The 19,352-nt window shown below is 73.6% G+C and carries 8 protein-coding genes; 4 read left to right on the forward strand and 4 right to left on the reverse strand.

The features are described from left to right. Nucleotides 1-266: 266 nt before the first annotated feature. Nucleotides 267-1,568 carry a sigma 54-interacting transcriptional regulator gene (locus WMF20_RS25950; RefSeq protein ID WP_437604643.1) on the reverse strand — a complete coding sequence of 434 codons (1,302 nt, stop codon included), beginning with the start codon at nucleotides 1,566-1,568 and terminating at the stop codon, nucleotides 267-269. 391 nt (nucleotides 1,569-1,959) lie between these two features. Here WMF20_RS25950 and WMF20_RS25955 point away from each other — a divergent pair, with 391 nt between their 5' ends. Both WMF20_RS25955 and WMF20_RS25960 read left to right on the forward strand, forming a co-directional pair. Then, entirely contained in the window at nucleotides 1,960-4,305 is a 2,346-nt protein-coding gene (locus WMF20_RS25955; RefSeq protein WP_437604644.1) for a DUF1588 domain-containing protein, read from the forward strand. Between the two features lie 8 nt (nucleotides 4,306-4,313). After that, nucleotides 4,314-5,588 (forward strand): DUF1501 domain-containing protein, encoded by a 1,275-nt coding sequence (locus WMF20_RS25960; RefSeq protein ID WP_129576932.1) that lies wholly within the window; start codon nucleotides 4,314-4,316, stop codon nucleotides 5,586-5,588. Nucleotides 5,589-5,633: 45 nt separating this feature from the next. On the opposite strand, the gene pbpC is transcribed toward WMF20_RS25960, so the two are convergent. Continuing rightward, complete coding sequence (gene pbpC, locus WMF20_RS25965; RefSeq protein WP_437604645.1) at nucleotides 5,634-8,189, reverse strand: penicillin-binding protein 1C; 2,556 nt, start codon at nucleotides 8,187-8,189, stop codon at nucleotides 5,634-5,636. Between the two features lie 3 nt (nucleotides 8,190-8,192). Next, complete coding sequence (locus WMF20_RS25970) at nucleotides 8,193-13,961, reverse strand: Ig-like domain-containing protein (protein WP_437604646.1); 5,769 nt, start codon at nucleotides 13,959-13,961, stop codon at nucleotides 8,193-8,195. 366 nt (nucleotides 13,962-14,327) lie between these two features. On the opposite strand from WMF20_RS25970, the gene WMF20_RS25975 reads away from it, so the two are divergent. Both WMF20_RS25975 and WMF20_RS25980 read left to right on the forward strand, forming a co-directional pair. Further along, the gene (locus tag WMF20_RS25975; RefSeq protein ID WP_437604647.1) at nucleotides 14,328-16,544 is read left to right on the forward strand and encodes an ATP-binding protein; all 2,217 of its coding nucleotides are present in this window, start codon (nucleotides 14,328-14,330) and stop codon (nucleotides 16,542-16,544) included. Beyond that, nucleotides 16,541-17,170 (forward strand): response regulator transcription factor, encoded by a 630-nt coding sequence (locus WMF20_RS25980; protein WP_437604648.1) that lies wholly within the window; start codon nucleotides 16,541-16,543, stop codon nucleotides 17,168-17,170. Before WMF20_RS25975 ends, WMF20_RS25980 begins: the two co-directional genes overlap by 4 nt. Before the next feature lie 429 nt (nucleotides 17,171-17,599). On the opposite strand, the gene WMF20_RS25985 is transcribed toward WMF20_RS25980, so the two are convergent. Beyond that, nucleotides 17,600-19,279 carry a hypothetical protein gene (locus WMF20_RS25985; RefSeq protein WP_437604649.1) on the reverse strand — a complete coding sequence of 560 codons (1,680 nt, stop codon included), beginning with the start codon at nucleotides 19,277-19,279 and terminating at the stop codon, nucleotides 17,600-17,602. Between the last annotated feature and the right edge of the window lie 73 nt (nucleotides 19,280-19,352).

A 19,352-nucleotide genomic window follows, 5' to 3' on the forward strand; every position in this document is an offset into this window, starting at 1 on the left:
GTCGAACTCCCGCGAAATCGATTCATGGGAGGAGGACCGCAAGGGCGCAGGGGACGCGAGGGGAAGAGAAGAATATCATTCCATCTCTGTCCCCTTCTCCTTGCGCCCCTTGCGCCCTTGCGGCCTCTCCTCTTGCTGCATGCCGTGCTCTCCCAGCTTGCTCCTCGACGGATCCGGCGGGTGCCGTAACCTGTTGAACTTGGCTGACTTTCAACCTATTCGGTGCTCTAGAAAGAACAGAGAGGCCGCGGAAGGCGCCGGCGGCCTCACGGCTTCGCGGTCAGCCCGTGCTTCCTCAAGAACATCCGCACGTGGTGGCGCTCCATGCCGGCGCGGCGCGCCATCTCGCTGACGTTGCCGCCCGTGGCGCGGATCAGCTCGCTGAAGTAGCGCTGCTCGAACGCCGCCACGGCGCTCCGCTTCGCCTCGCCGAAGGCCGACGTCGGCGCGACGACGTCGCCGCCGCCCTCGAGCGGGAGGATCGCCGCGATCGCCTCGGCCCCCGGCGGCAGGCTCGCGGCCACGCTGGTCACGTTCATGAGCTCGCGGACGTTGCCCGGGAAATCGTGCTGGCCGAGCGTCGTGGTGATGAGATTGACCATCTCCACCGAGCGCTCCGGGCAGCCGAGGCGCGCGCAGACGCTCTCGACGAGCAGCGGGATGTCCTCGCGCCGCTCCCGCAGCGGCGGCAGCTCGATGCGCATCTGGGCGATCCGGAAGAAGAGATCGCTCCGGAAGCGCCCGGTGTTCATGCTGCGGCCGAGATCGCGCCGCGTCGCCGCGATGATCCGCACGTCGACGGGCTCGTAGACCCGCGACCCGACGCGCTTGAGCTTCCGCTCGGACAGCACGCGGAGCAGCTTCGGCTGGAGCTCGGGCGGCAGCTCGCCGAGCTCGTCGAGGAAGATCGTCCCGCCGTTCGCCTCGTGGAAGGCGCCGCCCTTGCGCTCGGTCGCCCCGGGGAAGGCGTCCCGCTCGTGCCCGAACAGGAAGCTCTCGGCCAGCGCGCCGGGCAGCGAGGCGCAGTCGACGACGACGAACGGACCGCCGCGCCGGCTCGAGCTGTCGTGGATCGCCTGCGCCGCGAGCTCCTTGCCCGTGCCGGTCTCGCCGGTGATGAGCAGCGACAGCTCCGTCGCGGCCACCTCGCGCAGCAGGCGGAACAGGTGGCGCATCCGCGGCGAGGCGCCGATCAGCGGGCCGAAGCTCTCGTCGAAGCCGACGTCGACGCGCTCCTTGTCGAGCGGCTCGAAGCCCAGCACCGAGCCGCCGACCTGGATGGCGCACGCGGCCGTCAGGATCGCCTCGCGGATGCGCACCGTCGACACGAACGTCCCATTCTTGCTGCCGAGATCGCGGACGAGCACGCCGGGGCCCTCGGCGCGCAGCTCGCAATGCGTCGAGCTGACCTCCGGATCGTCGACGACCACATCGCAGCTGGGATCGCGCCCCACCACGACCGGCGCGATGCCGATCTTGACCGGATCCCGGCCACCTGCCCGCAGCGTGCCGCCGCGCACGAACCACTGCACCGCGCGAGCGCGGGTCGCATCCCTCGACGAGCTCATATCCAACGGTTATTCGATTTCCCCGGACTTGACCACATCCACGTACGACCCCGCCACCACATGGCCGCGCCCACCTGGGCGCACCGGGTACGCGCATTCCGGAGGACCCGCAGCGTCGCGTCGAAAAACTTCACAATCACGAGAGATATCAGGAAAAAATTCACATCAAGCGATGTACGGAGCGCATGGCGGGAGAACCCCTAGAGAGGTTAGACTACGTGGCTACGCAGGAGATGGAGCGGGCGATTGTCCAGTTCGCTTCATCGGGCGTCGTTGAACGACAGCCCTCCTTGGGTGCTTCGACGGTATGTCGATCAACGAGGTTCGGGGGTCCGCACCCCCGGTCCCCTCAACGCGGGGGCGCGCGCAGGCGCCCCCGGCGAGGATGCTTATGCCGAGAACAGGATGGTACCTCCGGAAGCGCGCCGCGACGGCCCTGGGGCTCCTCGGGCTCACCGCGGGCGCGGGCGCGCTCGCGGCCGGGTCGAGCGGCTGCACCGGCGACGCCGGCGGCCCGTGCATCTCCGACGAGCAGTTCTTCGCCGAGAAGGTGTGGGTCCCCATCCTCTCGACGAAGTGCATCGGCTGCCATAACCCGCAGGGGCAGGCCGCGGAGTCGAAGCTGATCCTCGCCGGGAGCAGCGAGGCGGGCTTCCTCGACAAGAACCTCGCGACGTTCAAATCGCTCGCGGGGCTCGAGCTGAGCGGCGAGTCGTACGTGCTCCTCAAGCCGACGAAGAGGATCGAGCACGGCGGCGGGCACGTCATCGACGCGGACGGCGCCGAGTACGAGGCGCTCCGGGAGATGGTCGACCGCACGAAGGAGCCGTCGTCCTGCGAGACGGACGTCAACGCGTCCTTCGCCGGCGTGGTGATGAGCGGGCCGGAGGACACGCTCCGCGCCGCGAGCCTCGAGATCGCCGGCCGCCTGCCCACCGAGGCCGAGGAGCAGGCCGTCGCGCAGAGCGGCATGGACGCGCTGGACCCGATCCTGGACCAGATGCTCACGGAGGAGGCGTTCTACGTGCGGCTGAAGGAGATCTACAACGATCTCTTCCTCACCGACCGCTACCTGAACGGCGAGGCGGCCGTCGATCTGCTGAAGAACGACGCGTACGACGCCAAGTGGTACAACAGCCTCCCGCAGGATCCCGCGCTGGTCGAGAAATACGGCGCGCGCGACCTGGAGGACGTCACGAACAAGCTGAAGAGCTGGACGAACCGGGGCGTCGGGCGAGAGCCGCTCGAGCTCATCGCCTATATCGTGCGGAACGACCGGTCGTTCAAGGAGGTCCTCACGGCCGACTACACGGTCGTGAACCCGTTCTCCGCGAAGGCGTACGGCGTGACGGCCGAGTTCGAGAACGACGCGGATCCGGAGGAGTTCGTCCCGGCGAAGCGCGACCCGATCCCGCTCGCGGGCGTGCTCACCTCGCCGGTCTTCCTCAACAGGCACCCGACGACGAGCACCAACAGGAACCGCCACCGGGCGAGGATGGTCTATCAGTTCTTCCTCGGCACCGACATCCTGAAGACCGCCGAGCAGCCGCTCGATCAGACGAAGATCACCGACTTCAACCCGACGATGAACAACGCGGCGTGCACCGTCTGCCACGCCGCCCTGGACCCGCTGTCCGGCGGGTTCCACAGCTTCGACTCCTCGGGCCGCTACAAGCCGGACGACACCTGGTACGAGGACATGCGGCCGCCGGGCTTCGGCGCCGCGTCGGTGCCGTTCAGCGAGTTCCCGAGCGCGCTCTCGTGGGTGGCGAAGCGCGTCGCCGACGACCCGCGCTTCGCGCTCGCGGCCGTCTACACGATGTACACGGGCCTCACCGGGCAAAAGCCGCTCGTCGCGCCGACGAACGACGATCCGGAGTTCAGCGCCAAGTTCCGGGCGTACCTCGCCCAGTACCACGCGTTCAACGCGATGGCGCACGACTTCGCCGACAGCGATTACAACCTGAAGACGGTCGTCAAGGCCATCGTCAAGAGCCCCTATTTCCGCGCGCGCAACGTCGCGCAGGCGTCGTCCCAGCGCGATCCGCTCGCGCAGCTCGGCGGCACGCGGTTCCTCGGGCCCGAGCAGCTGCACCGGAAGATCTGGGCGGTGACCGGGTATCCGTGGCGGCCGAGGGCGTTCGAGGACGACGGCAACCGCTACGACTACCTGCTCCGGCGCGACGCCTACCGCCTGCTGTACGGCGGCATCGACTCGGAGGAGGTGATCCAGCGGATCACCGAGCCGAACGGGATCATGGCCAACGTCGCCGACCGGATGGCGAACGAGATGGCGTGCATCTCGGTGCCGCGCGATCTCTGGCTCCCGCAGGAGGAGCGGCTGCTCTTCCCGTTCGTCGAGACGACGTTCGAGCCGCGGGACACGAACGATTTCGACGTGCTGCCGGCCGTCGAGGCGATCAAGAACAACATCCAGTACCTGCACAAGCGGGTGCTGGGCGAGTCGCTCGAGATCGGAGATCCGGAGATCGAGCGGACGTACAAGATCTTCGTCGAGACGTGGGAGGAGGGCAAGGCGGGCATGAAGAAGCCGGAGGGCGAGGAGGGCCGGCTCTCGACGTGGCTGCCGGGCCCCTGCCAGGTGAACAACGACTACTGGACCCGCGACGGTCTGCCCGACGAGGAGAGGCTCCAGCGGGACGCGAACTACACGGTCCGCGCGTGGATGAGCGTCATGACCTATCTCCTGTCGGACTTCAGGTTTCTTTACCAGTAGGAGCAGCCATGGAACGTCGAGATTTCCTCAAACTGGCATCTATGGCGGGCCTGGGCGTCGTCGCGGCGGGCGCGCTGTCGCGGGACGCCGCGGCGGCCGGCCCCTACGAGGGCCCCCTCTGGATCAACCTCCACGCGAGCGGCGGCTGGGACCCGACGAGCCTCTGCGATCCGAAGGGCGCCATGAGCGTCGAGGAGCAGAAGACGCGGGACGCGATGAACCGCAGCTACCTGCACGAAGAGATCGGGACCGCCGGCAACATCAAGTTCGCGCCGGTCGGCGGCAACGCCGAGTTCTTCAAGAAGCATTACAGCCGGCTGCTCGTCATCAACGGCATCGACACGTCGACGAACAGCCATGACGCGGGCGTGCGCAACACGTGGTCCGGGACGCTCCGCGAGGGCAAGCCGGGCTTCGCGGCGCTCGTGGCGGGCGTCCACGGCGGCGCGCTGCCGATGGGGTTCATCAGCAACGGCGGCTACGACACGACGGCGAACGTCGTGGCCGTCACCCGCGTGCCCGACACCGGCCTCCTGCAGCGGCTCGCCTACCCGAACAGGACCGATCCCTCGAACAGCGAGAACCGCGAGCAGTACCACACCGACGCCACGATGACGCGGATCCTCGAGGCGCGGCAGGCGCGGCACATGGCGAAGCTCGAGCAGCAGCGCCTGCCCCACGTGAAGCAGGCGATGAGCACGCTCTTCACCTCGCGCGTCGGGCAGAACGAGCTCAAGCAGCTCATCCAGTTCCTGCCCGCGGAGTTCGAGCGGGCGTCGCTGCGGCGGCAGGCGCAGGTCGCGCTCGCGGCCTACCAGGCCGGCATCTGCGTCAGCGCGAACCTGACGATCGGCGGGTTCGACACCCACGGCAACCACGACGATAGCCACATCCCGCGGCTCACCGACATCTGCGACGGCATCGACTTCCTCCTGACCGCCGCGGAGGAGCAGGGCATCGCCGACCGGATCGTCATCGTGGTGGGCTCGGACTTCGGGCGGACGCCGGGCTACAACGAGGGCAACGGCAAGGACCACTGGAACATCACGAGCATGATGATGGTCGGCGCGGGCATCCCGGGGAACCGGGTGATCGGCGCGACGGACGATCGGCACAACCCGCTCGAGGTGGATCCGGTGACGCTCGAGCCCAGGCAGGGCGGCGTGCGGATCAAGCCGGGGCACGTCCACAAGGCGCTGCGCAAGCTCGCGAAGATCGCGGACGACCCGCTCGCGCAGCGGTTCCCGCTCTCCGAGGAAGAGGACCTGCCGTTCTTCGGCTGACGCGCGCCGCGGGGCGGAGGGCGGGCCGCTCCCCTCGCCCGCCGCTCACTCCACCGAGAACGCGATCTCCTCGCCGGCGGACGCGCCGTCCGCCTCGACGCGGAGCCGGTGCGCGCCGGCGACGAGCGGCCAGTCGAGCGAGAACGGCGGGCCGACCTCGATCGAACGGCCGTCGAGCACGAAGCGCGCGCGGCGCACGCCCGGCGGCACGTCGGCGCGGAGCCGGATGGCCTGCAGCGAGTTGACCGAGGGGTCGAGGACGAACCGGGCGCCGTCGGGCGGGTACGCGACGCGGACGCGCGCGCCGGCCGGAGGGACGCCGTCGCCGCCCGGGAGCGGGCCGCAGAGGGGCGAGGCCTCCTCGGGCGCGATCGGGCGGCCGGCGGCGCGCGCCCAGGCGGTGAGCTCCGCGTCGTGGCGCTCGAAGACGCGCTCCTCGACCGCGGCGTCCGGGCAGGCGCCGGCGCGCAGGCCGTTCCTGCGATCGATGCGCACGGCCTCGTGCATGTCGCACGGCGCGAGCGCCGCGGCGTCGCCGCGCGGGAGGAGCTCCCGGCGGCGGTGCGGGCAGACGGCGGTCGGCTTCATGCCGGACAGGCTGCAGACCTCGACCTCGGCGAGGAGCTCGGGATCGGGCGGATCGAAGGGGCGCGGCGGCCGGACGCGCGCGGCGGCGAGCATGGCGTCGCGGAAGAGCGGACCCGCGCCGGTGATGCCGCTGATGCCGCCCATGGGCGAGCCGTCGAAGTTGCCGACCCAGACGGCGACCGTGACGTCGGGCGTGAAGCCGACCGCGAGGTTGTCGCGGAACCCCTTGGAGGTGCCCGTCTTCGCGGCCACGGGGAACGGCAGGTCGAGCGCGCTGCCCTCGCCGAACGAGGCGATGCGCGCCTTGTCGTCGGCGAGGATGTCGACGATCACCCGGGCGCGCGCGGCGTCGAGGACGCGCGCGCCGCGCCCGGGCGGATCGATGGGCTCGGTGGCGGCGTCGCCCGCGCCGCGCGCGGGCGCCACGTCGGAGACCGCGGGCGACGCGAGCGAGAGCGCGCGCACGGCGCGCACCGGCAGGTAGACGCCGCCGCGCGCGAGCGTGGCGTAGGCGTTCGCGAGATCGAGCAGGCGGACCTCGCCGTCGCCGAGCGCGATCGCGACGCCGTAGCGCGACGGCTCGCGATCGAGCGAGCCGAGGCCGAGTTCGCGGAGCCGCGCGAGCACGCGCTCGGGGCCGAGCGCGGCCGCCGTCCAGACCGCCGGGACGTTGTACGAGCTGGCGAGCGCGTCCCGCAGGCGGACGGGGCCGTGGAAGCGCCCGTCGTAGTTGCGCGGCGCGTAGCTGCCGTCCGCGGTCGGGAACGAGAGCTCGACGTCGGGCAGGACGGTCGCGGCCGTGAACCCGAGCTGCTCCATGGCGAGCTCGTAGACGAACGGCTTGAGGGCCGAGCCGGGCTGCCGCAGCGCGAGGACGCCGTCGTTGTGGCCGAGCCCGGCGGTGTCCTCGATGTCGTGCGAGCCGACGTACGCGAGGATCTCGCCGGTCGCGTTCTCGAGCACCACCACGGCCGCGGCGCCGACGTCGCGGTCCGAGAGGCCGCGGACGGTCTGCTGCGCGAGGACCTCGATCTCGCGCTGGAGGCCGCGGTCGATCGTCAGGGTGATCGAGCTCGCCCGGCCGCGCAGCGGCGCCGCGCCGGCGCCGCCCGCCGCGGGGCCGGCGCCCGGGCCCAGCGCGCCGCCGAGCACGGCGCGGACGAGGTGCGGCGCGCCGAGGCCGCTGCCCTTCGGGGCGAGCGCGATCGGCTCGGCGCGGGCGCGGGCGACCTCGGCCTCGCCGGCGAGGCCGGCCGCGAGCATGCGGTCGAGGACGCGGTTCCGGCGGCGCTCGAGCGGGCCGGCGCCGCGGCGCGGATCGTAGAGCGCGGGGCCGCGCGGCATGCTGGCGAGCGCGGCGGCCTCGGCGAGCGACAGGTCCGCGGTGGGCTTGTCGAAGTAGAAGCGGCTCGCGGCCTCGACGCCGCGCAGGCCCGGGCCGAACGCGACGCGGTTCAGGTACTGCTCGAGGATCTCGCGCTTCGAGAGCGACGCCTCGATGCGCAGCGCGAGCGCCATCTCGCCGAGCTTGCCGCGCACGGTGCGGGGGCGCGGCACGAGCGCGCGCGCGAGTTGCTGGGTGATCGTGGACGCGCCCGAGACGACGCGCCGCTCCGCCGCGAGCTGGCCGAGCGCGCGCGCGATCGCGATCGGGTCGACGCCGGGGTGGACCGCGAACCGCCGGTCCTCGGCGGCCAGGAGCGCGCGCTGGATGCGGTCGCCGGCCTCGGCGAGCGGCAGCCAGCGCGCGCGGGCGCCGTCGCCGGCGCGGAGCTCGCGGAGCACGGTGCCGTGGCGGTCGAGCAGCACCGTGGAGACGGCGCGCTCCTCGGGGGCCGCGAGCTCCGGCGGGAGCTTCGTGAGGGCCGCGGCGAAGGCGAGCAGGAGCCACGGCGCGACGGCGAGGGCGAGCGCGATCCGCGCCGCGCGGCGCAGGAGCAGCGGCAGGCGCGGGCGGACGGCCGCGAGCCAGCGCCGCGCGCGGCCGGGGCCGGGCGAGGAGGGTGCGCCCACGGCTCAGCGCGGGCGCGGCGCCGCGTCCCGGCTGCCGACCTTGACCGCGAGGGCGCCCGTGCGGCCGAAGACCTCGGGGCTGTACATCTCCTCGGCGCGCGCGGGCGGGACCACGAACGCGCCGAGCGTCGTGGCGCGCGCGAGGTACCGGTACCGGTACATCCCGGCGGCCATGTGGTCGACGAAGAACAGGACCCGATCGTCGCGGACCTCGCGGACGAACCGGCTCGGCTCGTACGCACGGCCGGTCGCGCGCAGGTCGTCCTGGTCGGCGTCGGCGCCTTCGTCGTCCGCCTGGGCCTCCGCCGCGTCGACGTCGAGCGAGCGCGCGGACGTCGCGAGGCGGGCGTCGATCGCCTCGAGGCCGGCCGGAAGCGGGTCGTCGATGACCACGAAATCGCGCGGCGAGGGCGCCACCACGAGGATCTCGCCGAGCACGAGGTCGCCGCCGGCGAAGGCGAGCGACGAGGGCGCCGCGCCCGCCGCGGCGCCGGGCGGCGCGCCGCCGCCGAGCGCCGCGGCGAGGTCCTCGGGCGCGAGCGCGCGCAGCGACTTCTCGATATAGAAGCCGCGGTCGAGCCCCGCCGTCGGGAGCTGCTTGCGCGCGTAGCGGAGCCGCGCCTCGTAGAAGAGCCGGCCGCGCCCGTCGACGGTGAACGCGAGCGGCGCGCCGCCGGCGCTCGCGAGCCGCGCCGCGGGGATCGACGTCTTGACCTGCTCGGTCGTGGGCCCGTGGAACGGCGCGGAGAACAGCTCCGCCTGGCCAAGGAACACCCGCGCGTCGAAGTCGGGCGCCGCCTTCTCCTGCGCCCTCCGGTACTGATCGAGCGCGATCAGCGCCCACGCCGTCTCCTGCGTGCTGCGCCACGTGCCCCCGCGGCGATCCGCGAGCAGGCCGGCCGCGAGCCGCGGGGCGAGCGGGTGCGCGGGGCGGGCCGCGAGCAGCGCGCGCAGCACGAGCGCCGAGGTGCGGGCCTCGGAGTCCATGAGGACCGCGTACGCGTCGCCGTGGTTGTCGACGGCCCGCGCGATCGGGCCGTCGAGGCGCAGCGCGCCCTCGAGCTCGCCCACGAGCTGGTCGACGGCCGCCCGGTCGCTCTTGCCGATCACCATCGCGTGCGCGAGCAGCGCCTTCGAGAAGAGCGGCAGCTTGTCGCGCTCGTCGAACAGCCGGCTCGCGCGCCCCGGATCCGGGGCGCCGTTCGCCGCGAGGACGTCGAGGATGAACGGCGCCGTCGCCCGGCGCAGCGGGTCGTCGCCGGCCTCATTGAGCCGCGCCCGCACGAACGAGGTCGCGCGCTCCATCGCGTCGGCCGGCACCGCGACCCCGTGGCGCTTCGCCTCGGCGAGGCCCCACAGCGCGTACGCGGTGGTCCACAGGTCGGCCCTGTCCGACTCGGCGAAGAAGCCGAAGCCCCCCTCCCCGCGCTGGTGCGAGAGGATCTCCCGGACCGTCTTGCCGATCACGGCGGTGAGGTCCTTCGGCAGCGCGATCCCGTAGGCCTTCGCGAGATCGCGCAGCGACAGGAGCGGCACCATGCGGCTCGTCAGCTGCTCGGTGCACCCGTACGGGTACTCGAGGAGCTGCTCCACGCCGCCGCCGAGGCCCACGAGCGCCGTCGGCGCGAGGCTCACCGTGAGCCCGCCGGTGTCGTCGCGGATCGCCGACAGGTCCCCGAGCTTCTCCGCGCTCGCGGTGGTCGTGTCGCCGTAGAGCGCGACGGCCTCCGGCGACGTGGGCGCCTTGATCTCGCGGGTCACCTCGACGACGTCCGACGCGCCGCCGCCGCTCGCGCGGAAGCGCAGCGTCGCCGGGCCGGCCCGCGGCGCCGAGAGCGCGAAGCGGACCTCGGCCGAAGCGCCCGGGGCGAGCTCCACGGCGCGCTTCCCGGCGCCCTGGAGCGTGAGCCCCGACGCGGCGACCTCCACCTCGACCGTCGCCGGCTTGCCGAGCCCCTTCGACGTGACGACCACGCCCGCGTCGATCGCGTCGCCGGCGCGGAGGAAGCGGGGCAGCGCCGGCCGGGCCATGAGCGGCTGGCTCGCCGTCACGCGCGACTCGCCGTAGCCGAAGCGATCGTCCTCGGCGGCCACGACCGCCATCACCCGGTAGGTCGTGAGCGAGTCCGGCAGCTTGAAGCTCGCGCTCACCTTCCCGGCGGCGTCGGTGACGATCGCGGGGTGATAGTACGCGCTCTGCCGGAAGTCGCGGCGCACGCCCGTGCCGCCCTGCGCGCCGCCGCCGCCCGCGCGCCCCTTGTCGGCGCCGAGGTCGGCGAACGGGTTGCGCACGCGGGCGAGCGCCTCGCGCGTCTCGATCGTCGCCACCCGCAGGCTGCGCGGCGCGCCGAAGACGGGGATCGGATCCGGCGTCTCGTAGCCGGTCAGCGACAGCACGCCCTCGTCCACGGCGTAGAGCGCGACCTCCGCGCGGGCGGGCCGGCCGGCGCGATCGCGGACGTCGACGTCCACGCGGATCGGATCGCCCGGGCGCGCGTCCGTCTTGTCCGGGACGACGCGCACCGCGAGCCGCTGCGCCTCCGGGTTCACGCGGAGCGGCGCGTAGCCGAGGCGGAACGCCGGCGCGCCGACGTCGGGCCCCGGGGTACCGCCCTTCCCGGGCGCGGGCGGCGGCTTCGTGCGCCCGCGCAGGAGCAGCACCGAGACGAACGCGTTCGGCCGGAGGTCGTCGGTGATCGGCACGTCGATCACCGGCATGGCGCCCGACAGCTTCACCCGCCGGTGCGAGGCGATCCCGGCGCGCTCGACCGTGACCAGCGCGTCGGCGCCGGCGAACGGCGACTTCACGATCACGCGCGCCGTCTGCCCGACCTCGTAGCTGTCGCGGTCGGGCACGATCTCGACCCGGAGCTGGTCGCTGTCGCCGAAGCCGCCGCCGCCCTCGCCGAGCGCGTAGACCCCGGCGGCGGCGCCGACGGGGTTGCCGCGGCGGTCCTTGGCCGTCGCGTGCAGGAGGTAGTAGCCGCCGGACGGCACCGTGAGCTCGCAGCTCCGCGGCGCCGCCGCCGTCGTGACGCCGCAGCGCGCGACGACCTTGTCGACCGGCGCGCTCACGCTGCGGTACGCGCTGCCGCTCTCCTGGCGGGCGAGGGTCCACGTCCGCTGCACGAGCTCGACCCGGACGGCGACCTGCGCGACGCGCGCCCCCTTCGGATCGACGGCGAGGATCTCCGGCCGGAGCACGTCGCCCGCCTTCGCGAAGCGATCGGGCTCCTTGAGGGCGACGTAGAACTCGGCCGGGTGCACGAGCGCCGTCGAGCTCCCGGCGATCGCCTGCCGCGACACGTCCGTGATCTCCGCCTCGCACGTCACGGACTCGGTGCCGCGCTGCCCCGGCATGGCGAGCGCCGCGCCGATCGCCGCCTGCCCGGCCGCGTCGAGCTTCTCGCGCCCGCTCTGCACCTCGAACTCGCGCGGCGCCCGGTCCGGCAGCGCGTCGGTGAGCTCGTCCTCGCGGACCGTGAACCCCTCGATCCCCGGCGGCGAGAACGAGGCCGGCGCGCGGGTGATCGAGAGCCGGGCCTCCGCGTTCGTCATCGGCGCCCCGAACAGGTAGTCGCCGCGCGCGATCCAGCGCGCCTTGTCGCCGCGGACGTAGCTCGGCCGGTCGCTCTCGACGCTCACCTTGAACTCGGCCGGGCGGTACTCGGCGACCTCGACGCTGCCGGTCACGTCCGGCCACCCCGCGTCGCCCCCCTGGACCGTGGCGGCGAGGCTGTACGTGCCGAGCCGCGCGGTCTCCGGGATCTTCACGTCGGCGGAGAAGGTGCCGAAGGCGCTGAGCGACGGCGAGAGCGTGACGAGCGCCTCGCCGTCGGGCCCCTCGACCTTGAACGCGACGCTCCTGCCCGCCGGCGTCCTCGTCCCGCGCGCCGCCTCCTCGCGGAAGATCCCCTTCACGCGCACGGTGTCGCCCGGCCGGTAGATGCCGCGGTCCGAGAACACCATCCCGAACGGGCGCGCCTCGCCGAAGTCGGACGGCGCCCCGAAGCGCCACCCGCTGAGCGCGTCGGCCACGCGGCGGTACGTCCAGTCGTCGCCCGAGCGCGCGAAGATCACGCCGCGCTCCGGCCCCGACGAGGCCGACGGGCGGTACGCCGCCGCGGGGACGACCGCGAACCCGTCGGCGTCGGTGACCACCGCCGCGGGCGCCCGCGCGTCCGGGGTCCGGATCCACACGCTGGCGCCGGGCACCGGCGCGCCCGTCGACAGGCGCGTCACCCACACGAGCGAGCCGTTGGGCGACACCTTCGCGCTGATCCCGAGGTCGGTCACCTGCGCGATCACCGCCTCGGACGCGGTGCGCGCGTGCCGCGTCCCGGGACGGGCGGTGTAGCTGATCCCGATCGCGAGCGGCCCGCGCTTGCCCTCGCCGCCCAGCACCTCGCCGGCCCGCACGAGGTGCGTCGCCGGCGTGTTCGTCGCGGCGGCCGGGCGCAGGACCGACCGCTTGCCGGCGGGCAGCGCCGCGATCTCGTCCATCTTGGGGCTCCGCCCCGGGCTGTGCGGGTCGGCCTCCAGCGCGAGCACCGCCTCCTCGGTCATGGCGCCGACCGCGAGCGACAGCTCGCGCACGTTCACGGACACGACCGGGATCTCGCGCCGCTGCGCCGGCTCGAACACGCTCCCGGTGAGGCCGATCTGCGCCTCGGGCCAGCGGTCGCCGAACGCGACCTGCTCGGTGACGGCGCCGGCGAGCGCCTGGCCGTGCTGGTCGCGCAGGCCGGCGGCGACGCGCACCTGGTAGCTGCGCCCCGGCGCGAAGGCGCCGCCGAGGTGGATGTGGCTCGTGAACGACTCGTCCTCGAGCCACGTCGGCCACCTCAGCTTGACGGCGGGCTCCACCGAGATCGCCCGCTTGGCGTCGGCGAGGCGGACGGGGTTCGAGAAGGCGAGCGAGAACCCGCCTTCGGCCGCGCACGCCCCCTGCGGCGTGTCGCGATCGCAGTCGGTGCGCACCACCCGGAGCGGCCCGTAGGTGCGGTACGAGAACCGCTGCTCCTCGCCGGCCGGCAGCGGCCCTTCGCGGCCGCGGAGGCTCGCGGCCAGGGCGAGCTCGATCTCGCTGTCGCGCGGCAGCGGCGCGCGCGGGACGATCTCGGCGAGCAGCTCGTTCTTCGGGTCGGGGCGCCGGACGTCGAACGCCACCTTGGCCGCGCGGCCGCCCGACGTGAGGGACACGCTCCGCGCGACCTCGGCGGTGTCGACCGGCTGGTTGAACCGGAGCTCGAAGCGCGCGTCCGGCCGGAGGTCGTCCCTGCCCGACCACGGCTCGACGCGCGCGACCTTGGGCAGCTCGGTGCGGAAGGTGAGCACGTACGGCTCGGCGAGCGCGCTGCCGTCGAGCGCGCGGGTGCCGGCCGGGACCTCGACGGTGAACGCGGTGCCGCGCGGCAGGCGCCCGTCGGGGGCGAACGTGAGGCCGCTGGTGCCGACCCAGCGCCAGCGCCCCGGCGCGGGCGGCTTGAGGATCGCGGGCGCGGCGGCCTCGCCGCCGGCGAGGTCGAGCGGCCGCATCGGCCGGTTGAAGACGAGGCTGATCTCGGCGGGGCTCGTCGTCTGCCCGCGGGGCGCGCCGAACACCACGGCGAACGGGCCTTCCGCGGGCCTTCCGCCGGGGTCGAGCGCGCCGGGGGCGAGGGTCCCGCGGGGCGGGACGTTGGGGGCGCGCGCGCCCTGAACGCACGCCAGGCTGAGGGCGATGGCCGCCAGGGCGGCGGGCGCGAACCGGAGGCGCGAAGCGGCGGACATGGCCCGCGACTCAGCAATGGGGGTGCCGCGGGCGCAAGAGGCACGTCGGCAGCGGAAGTCGGGAGCGCGATGTGGCAGGCGAGACACACCCGACGAGCGGCGGTGACGCGCGGCCCCCCGCCCCGGCGTCCTCGACCGTGCCCTTCATCCGGGCTGCGCGGCCAGGCGGCCGTGGAGGTCGAGGCGCGCGCTGGCCAGCTCGGCGCATGTCGTCTGCGCGCCTCGGTAACCCCCTTTGGACATGATGAGAACGCCGAAACAGCCGTGATAAGTTCATCTCTCTTGTTACCGACACCAGCGCGACGAAGGGATCGGGAGCGATCTGCGGCGCCGTCGAGGCATCCACGGAATTCCTGTTCGGCGCTCGTGCTCCTGATCGCGACCTTCGCGATCGCCTTCGGCGCGCCCGCGCCGGCGCTGGCCGACAACGCGCCGGCGCAGGTCCTGGTCTTCCAGTCGGATGACCCGACCGCGCCGGCCATGTCCTCGATCACCGGCGAGCTCCGGGAATCGGTGCGCGTCGGGTGGAGCGGGCCGGTCACCTTCAAGCTCGAGTTCCTCGACCTGTCGTGGTTCGACACCCCCGATTACGCGCGCGAGCTCCGCCGCTTCTATCGGGCGAAATACAGCAGCTATCACCCCGGCGTGATCGTCGCGCTCCGGCTCGACGTGCTCCGGGTCGTGCTCGATCTGCGGCGCGAGCTGTGGTCCGGCGTGCCCGTGCTCTTCCTGAGCGAGGACCGGAGCGCCGCTCTCGCGGTGCCCGCCGCGCCGGACGTCACCGGGATCTGGCTCGACTACGCGTGGCTCCGGACGGCGGAGAGCGCGCTGCGCCTCCTCCCCGATACGCGAGAGGTCGCGCTCGTCATGGGCGCGAGCCCCTGGGAACGCGCGCGCCACGACGGGATCGCCCGCGATCTCGGCCCCCTCGCCGACCGCGTCGCGCTCCTGGACCTCGCGCGCCTGCCGCTCGCCGAGCTCGATCGGCGCCTCGCCGCGCTCCCGGAGAACGCCATCGTCCTGTTCGACACGTTCTACATGGATGGCGCCGGCGACCGCTTCGTCGGGCTACAGGCCTTCGAGCGGGTCCGAGCGCAGACCCAGCGCCCGTTCTTCTCCGTCCACGGCGTCGGGCTCGGCAAAGGGATCGTCGGCGGGGAGATCGTCGACTACCGGCGGGTCGGGCGCGACCTGGGCGGGCTCACGCTGCGGCTCCTCGGCGGCGAGTCCGCGACGTCGATCCCGATCCGCGCCGCGGACGCGAACGCGCTCGCCTTCGATGCCCGCGAGCTCGCTCTCTTCCGGATCCCCGAGGACCGCTTGCCGCCCGGCGCCGAGGTCCACTTCCGGGTGCCGTCCTTCTGGGATCTTTACCGCCGGTGGGCGGCGGGCGCCGCGATCGCGGTCACGCTCCAGACCACCCTGATCGCCGGGCTCGTCATCGAGCGGCGGCGGCGCGGGCGCGCTCAGGCGATGAGCGACGCCGTGCTCGCCTCGATGGTCGGCTTCGTGGCCGTCGTGGACAAGACCGGGGTGATGCACCGCACGAACCGGGCGTGGGCGCGCGCGTCGCGCGAGGGCGCGCCGGGCCCGCTCGACCGTGTCGCCGAGGGAGAGAGCTACCTCGGCGCGTTCCGGCGGGCCGCGGCGGCGGGCGACGCTGGCGCCGGGCGGGTCATCGAGCTCGTGGAGGGGGTGCTCGCTGGGCGCGACGTCGAGGGCACGGTCGAGTACCGTCACGACGGCGCCGAGCGCTGGACCGAGGTGCGGGCGCGGCGGCTCTCGTGGAAGGACGGCGGGGCGGTCGTCTCCCACTTCGACGTGACCGGCCGGAAGCGCGCCGAGAGCCAGGCGCGCGAGTCGCTCAGCGCGCTCTCGCACCTCAACCGCGTGGCGGCGATGGGCGAGCTCGCGTCCTCGATCGCGCACGAGATCAACCAGCCGCTCTCCGCGGTGCTCACGAGCGCGCAGGCGGCGGAGATCCTGCTGCGACGCGCGGCGCCGGACGTCGCGCAGGTGAGCGCTGCCGTCGAGGAGATCGTCGCCGGCGCCCGGCGGGCCGGGCAGGTGATCCGGCGGATGCGCGTGCTGCTGAAGAAGGGCGAGGCGCAGAGGGAACGGTGCGACCTCAACGAGGCGGCGCGCGAGGTGGCGCGGCTCGTGGGCAACGACGCGCTCCTGCGCGGGGCGACGATCGCGCTGGAGCTCGCGCCCGACCTGCCCGCGGTGCGGGGCGATGCGGTCCAGCTCCAGCAGGTGGCGCTGAACCTGATCTCGAACGCGCTCGACGCCGTCTCCGGGCGGCCGTACGGCGACCGCCGGGTGATCGTGAGGACGGCGCGCGCCGACGGGCGCGTGGCGCTCGTGGTGGAGGACTCGGGCGAGGGGGGCGCGATGGACGATCTCGAGCGGTTCTTCGAGCCGTTCTTCACGACGAAGTCGGAGGGTCTGGGCCTCGGGCTCTGCATCTGCCGGTCGATCGCGGCCGCGCACGGCGGTCGGCTGTGGGCCGAGCGCGCGCCTGCGGGCGGCGTGGCTGCGCGCCTCGAGCTGCCGGGCGAGGCGGTGCAGGAGGAACGATGACGGACGTGACGGCGAAGGTCGTGGTGATCGACGACGACGGCGCGGTGCTGCGGAGCGTGGGCCGGCTGCTCGGCGCCTCGGGCTACGAGGTGGAGCTGTTCGAGGGAGCGCGCGCGTTCCTCGCGTCCGCGGCGGGGGCGCCGGACGCGCGGGCCGGCTGCGTGATCGTGGACCTGGCGATGCCGGAGCTCGGCGGGCTCGACCTCCAGGCGGCGCTCAGGGCGTCCGGGTGCCGGCTGCCGCTCATCTTCATCACCGGACACGGGGACGTGCGCGCGTCGGTGCAGGCGATGAAGGAGGGCGCGGTGGACTTCCTGCTGAAGCCGCTCGAGGCGGACGAGCTGCTCGCGGCCGTGAGGCGCGCGATGGACCTCGACGCGCGGGCGCGGGCGGCGCGGGGGGAACAGGCGGCGCTCGCGGCGCGGCTCGACGCGCTCACGCCGCGCGAGCGGCAGGTGTGCGACCGGATCGCGCGCGGGCAGCTGAACAAGCAGATCGCGGCGGAGCTGGGGCTCGCCGAGTCGACCGTGAAGCAGCACCGGGCGAGCGCGACGGCGAAGCTCGGGGTGGCGTCGGCGGCGGAGCTCGCGGCGCTGCTGGAGCGGAGCCGCGGGCGAGACGGGTGAGCGCCGCGACGGGGAGGGTCTCTTGACCTGCGAGGTCTGGCCGAGGACCGAACGCCTGGAGAGCGGACACGGCCTCGGGATCGACGATGTCGGCGGGCGCTGGATGCGGGCGTGACGAACAGCCCGCTTTCCTGAGCCCAACCGCAGGGCGACATCATGGGTACCGTCGCGCGTCAAGCTGTCCGAAGGGATGATGGCGCGCGCGCCTGCGCCGGCGTTAGGTACGTGGCCGCACGCTGCTGAGCGGTGATGGCCCGCCTCGGCGAGAGCGCTCCATGACACCAGAGAGACCTCATGTACTTCGCGTCTCATGGCGCCGGGGCCGCTGCGTCGCGCCGGCTCGCGTGGTTCGCACACGTTCTTGATGTGCAGATGCCAGCAAACGCTGCCTGATCGATGATGTGGGTTGCACGACCCCGCGGAGCTCCCTCACCGACCGAGTCGCTCGCGGCCGCCCGCGCGATGGGCGTCGACCCAGCTCCACAACGTCTCCAGCGACACCCTCGCGCGCGCCGCGATCGCGCGCGGCGCCTCGTCTCCGCGGATCATCGCCAGCACGGCCGCCTCCCGCGCCGGCGCCGCGGGCGCAGCGTCGGCGGCCGGCGCCTCCGGCCGGGTACACCCCACCTCGGCAGGCACGGGCGCGGGCGCCTCGGCGCGCAGCGCGAGCTGCTGGAGCGGCAGCCGCGCCGCCGGATCGCCGAGCAGCACGTAGCCGCGGAGATCGTTGCGCAGCATCCACAGGTGCGCGCGAGCGGCGCGATCGGTCGGATCGGCGCGGCCCGCCGCGCGCGCGTCGGCCTCGAGCTGGTAGCTCTGCGCGAGATCGTCGTTCGCGCCGCGGTAGAACTCCATCAGCGCCTCCAGCGCGATCCCCGCGCGGCTGCCGCGGACCAGCACCTCGAGCGGGCGATAGATACGGGACTTCTTGCTCTCCGACAGGCTCTTCGTGCCCGAGAAGCCGTACGTCCACGCGAGGTCGACGTGCCCGATCACGGCGAGCGGCCCCGCCGGGTTGGCCAGCGCGGCCTGCGGCAGGGCCGCGACGAAGGGGCGCTGGCCGGACGCGGGGAGGCTGTGCAGCACGGCCTTCAGGCTGCCACCATAACGATCCTCCTGCGCGAGCTGCGAGAGCCAGGCGTGATAGACGCTCTCCGCCGGCGTGCCCGCGCCGAGGCAGGCCAGATAGAACCACATGCCTCCCGGCAAGAACGCCTGTCCCCGCAGCCGCTCGGCGTCGAGGATCTCGTCGTGGGCGATCACGAGCGCCCCCTGGCGCCGCCAGGCGTCCTCCTCCCTGCGCCAGCCGCGCCGGGGCGCGCCCAGGCCGTGGCTCACCGAGAGCAGCACCGAGGGACGCCCGCCGCCGCCCCCGGCGAGCAGATCGTCCACGCTGCCGGCGGAGATCTCGCGCACCGCGGCCGCGGGGAGCTTGCCCCTGGCGTGCGCTTCCATCGATGTGGCCAGGCTCGGGCCGACGAGCCTGAGCTTGCCCGTGACCGTGGCCGCCGAGCCGTCGGGCGCGGCGTAGAAGAGCAGCTCCGGCGAGGTCTCGGGCGTGCCGCGCTGCGCGTAGCGAACGACCTTCTCGGCGTAGGCGGCATAGCCGGCGAGATCCGTCTCCCCCGCGCCGTCCGCGAAGTGGACGCGCCCCGCGAGCGCGTCATTGGCGAGCGCGTGCTGGAGCTCCACCGAGGTGTGATGGAGATCGCCGAGCATCATCAGGTAAAGGGGCCTGTCCTCCTCCGCCACCTCCTCGGACCAGTAGATGTCTCTCCGGAAGTCCGCCGATCTCTTGGCGTCCATCCCGTGCGGCACGCGAACCACGCGCGCGGGCGAGCCCTGCTCGGCCTCGCGCAGCGCGACGAGCGGCTGGATGGCCTCGAGCATCCGGTCGCCCTCCCGGCCCTCGGGCGCGATCACCGCCCATCGCTGGAGGGTGAGGTCGTTGCGATCGGCGTCGGTGCGGCGCCAGTGGTTGGCATCGCGGGCCTTCCTGGGCCTCGGCGCGCGCTGAGCGGTGTCGTCAGGCAGCCCCTCGTCGAGCACGGGGCGGCGCTCGTCGGCGTCGGCGAGCAGGAGGTCCAGCCGGCCCTCGCTGGGGTTCATGGTCACTGGCTCCTCGATGGCCCGGAGCCCGGGTGGACAGGATCCATGTCTGCCGCGGCGCGCGCCCTGCCCC

The organism is Sorangium sp. So ce834 (assembly GCF_051521425.1).
Taxonomy (GTDB): Bacteria; Myxococcota_A; Polyangia; order Polyangiales; family Polyangiaceae; genus Sorangium; species Sorangium cellulosum_D.

Coding starts and splice junctions, on each gene's coding strand:
- WMF20_RS25970 (WP_437604646.1), bottom strand. CDS start 13,961: ATGTCCGCCGCTTCGCGCCTCCGGTTCGCGCCCGCCGCCCTGGCGGCC.
- WMF20_RS25960 (WP_129576932.1), top strand. CDS start 4,314: ATGGAACGTCGAGATTTCCTCAAACTGGCATCTATGGCGGGCCTGGGC.
- WMF20_RS25985 (WP_437604649.1), bottom strand. CDS start 19,279: ATGAACCCCAGCGAGGGCCGGCTGGACCTCCTGCTCGCCGACGCCGAC.
- WMF20_RS25955 (WP_437604644.1), top strand. CDS start 1,960: ATGCCGAGAACAGGATGGTACCTCCGGAAGCGCGCCGCGACGGCCCTG.
- WMF20_RS25950 (WP_437604643.1), bottom strand. CDS start 1,568: ATGAGCTCGTCGAGGGATGCGACCCGCGCTCGCGCGGTGCAGTGGTTC.
- WMF20_RS25980 (WP_437604648.1), top strand. CDS start 16,541: ATGACGGACGTGACGGCGAAGGTCGTGGTGATCGACGACGACGGCGCG.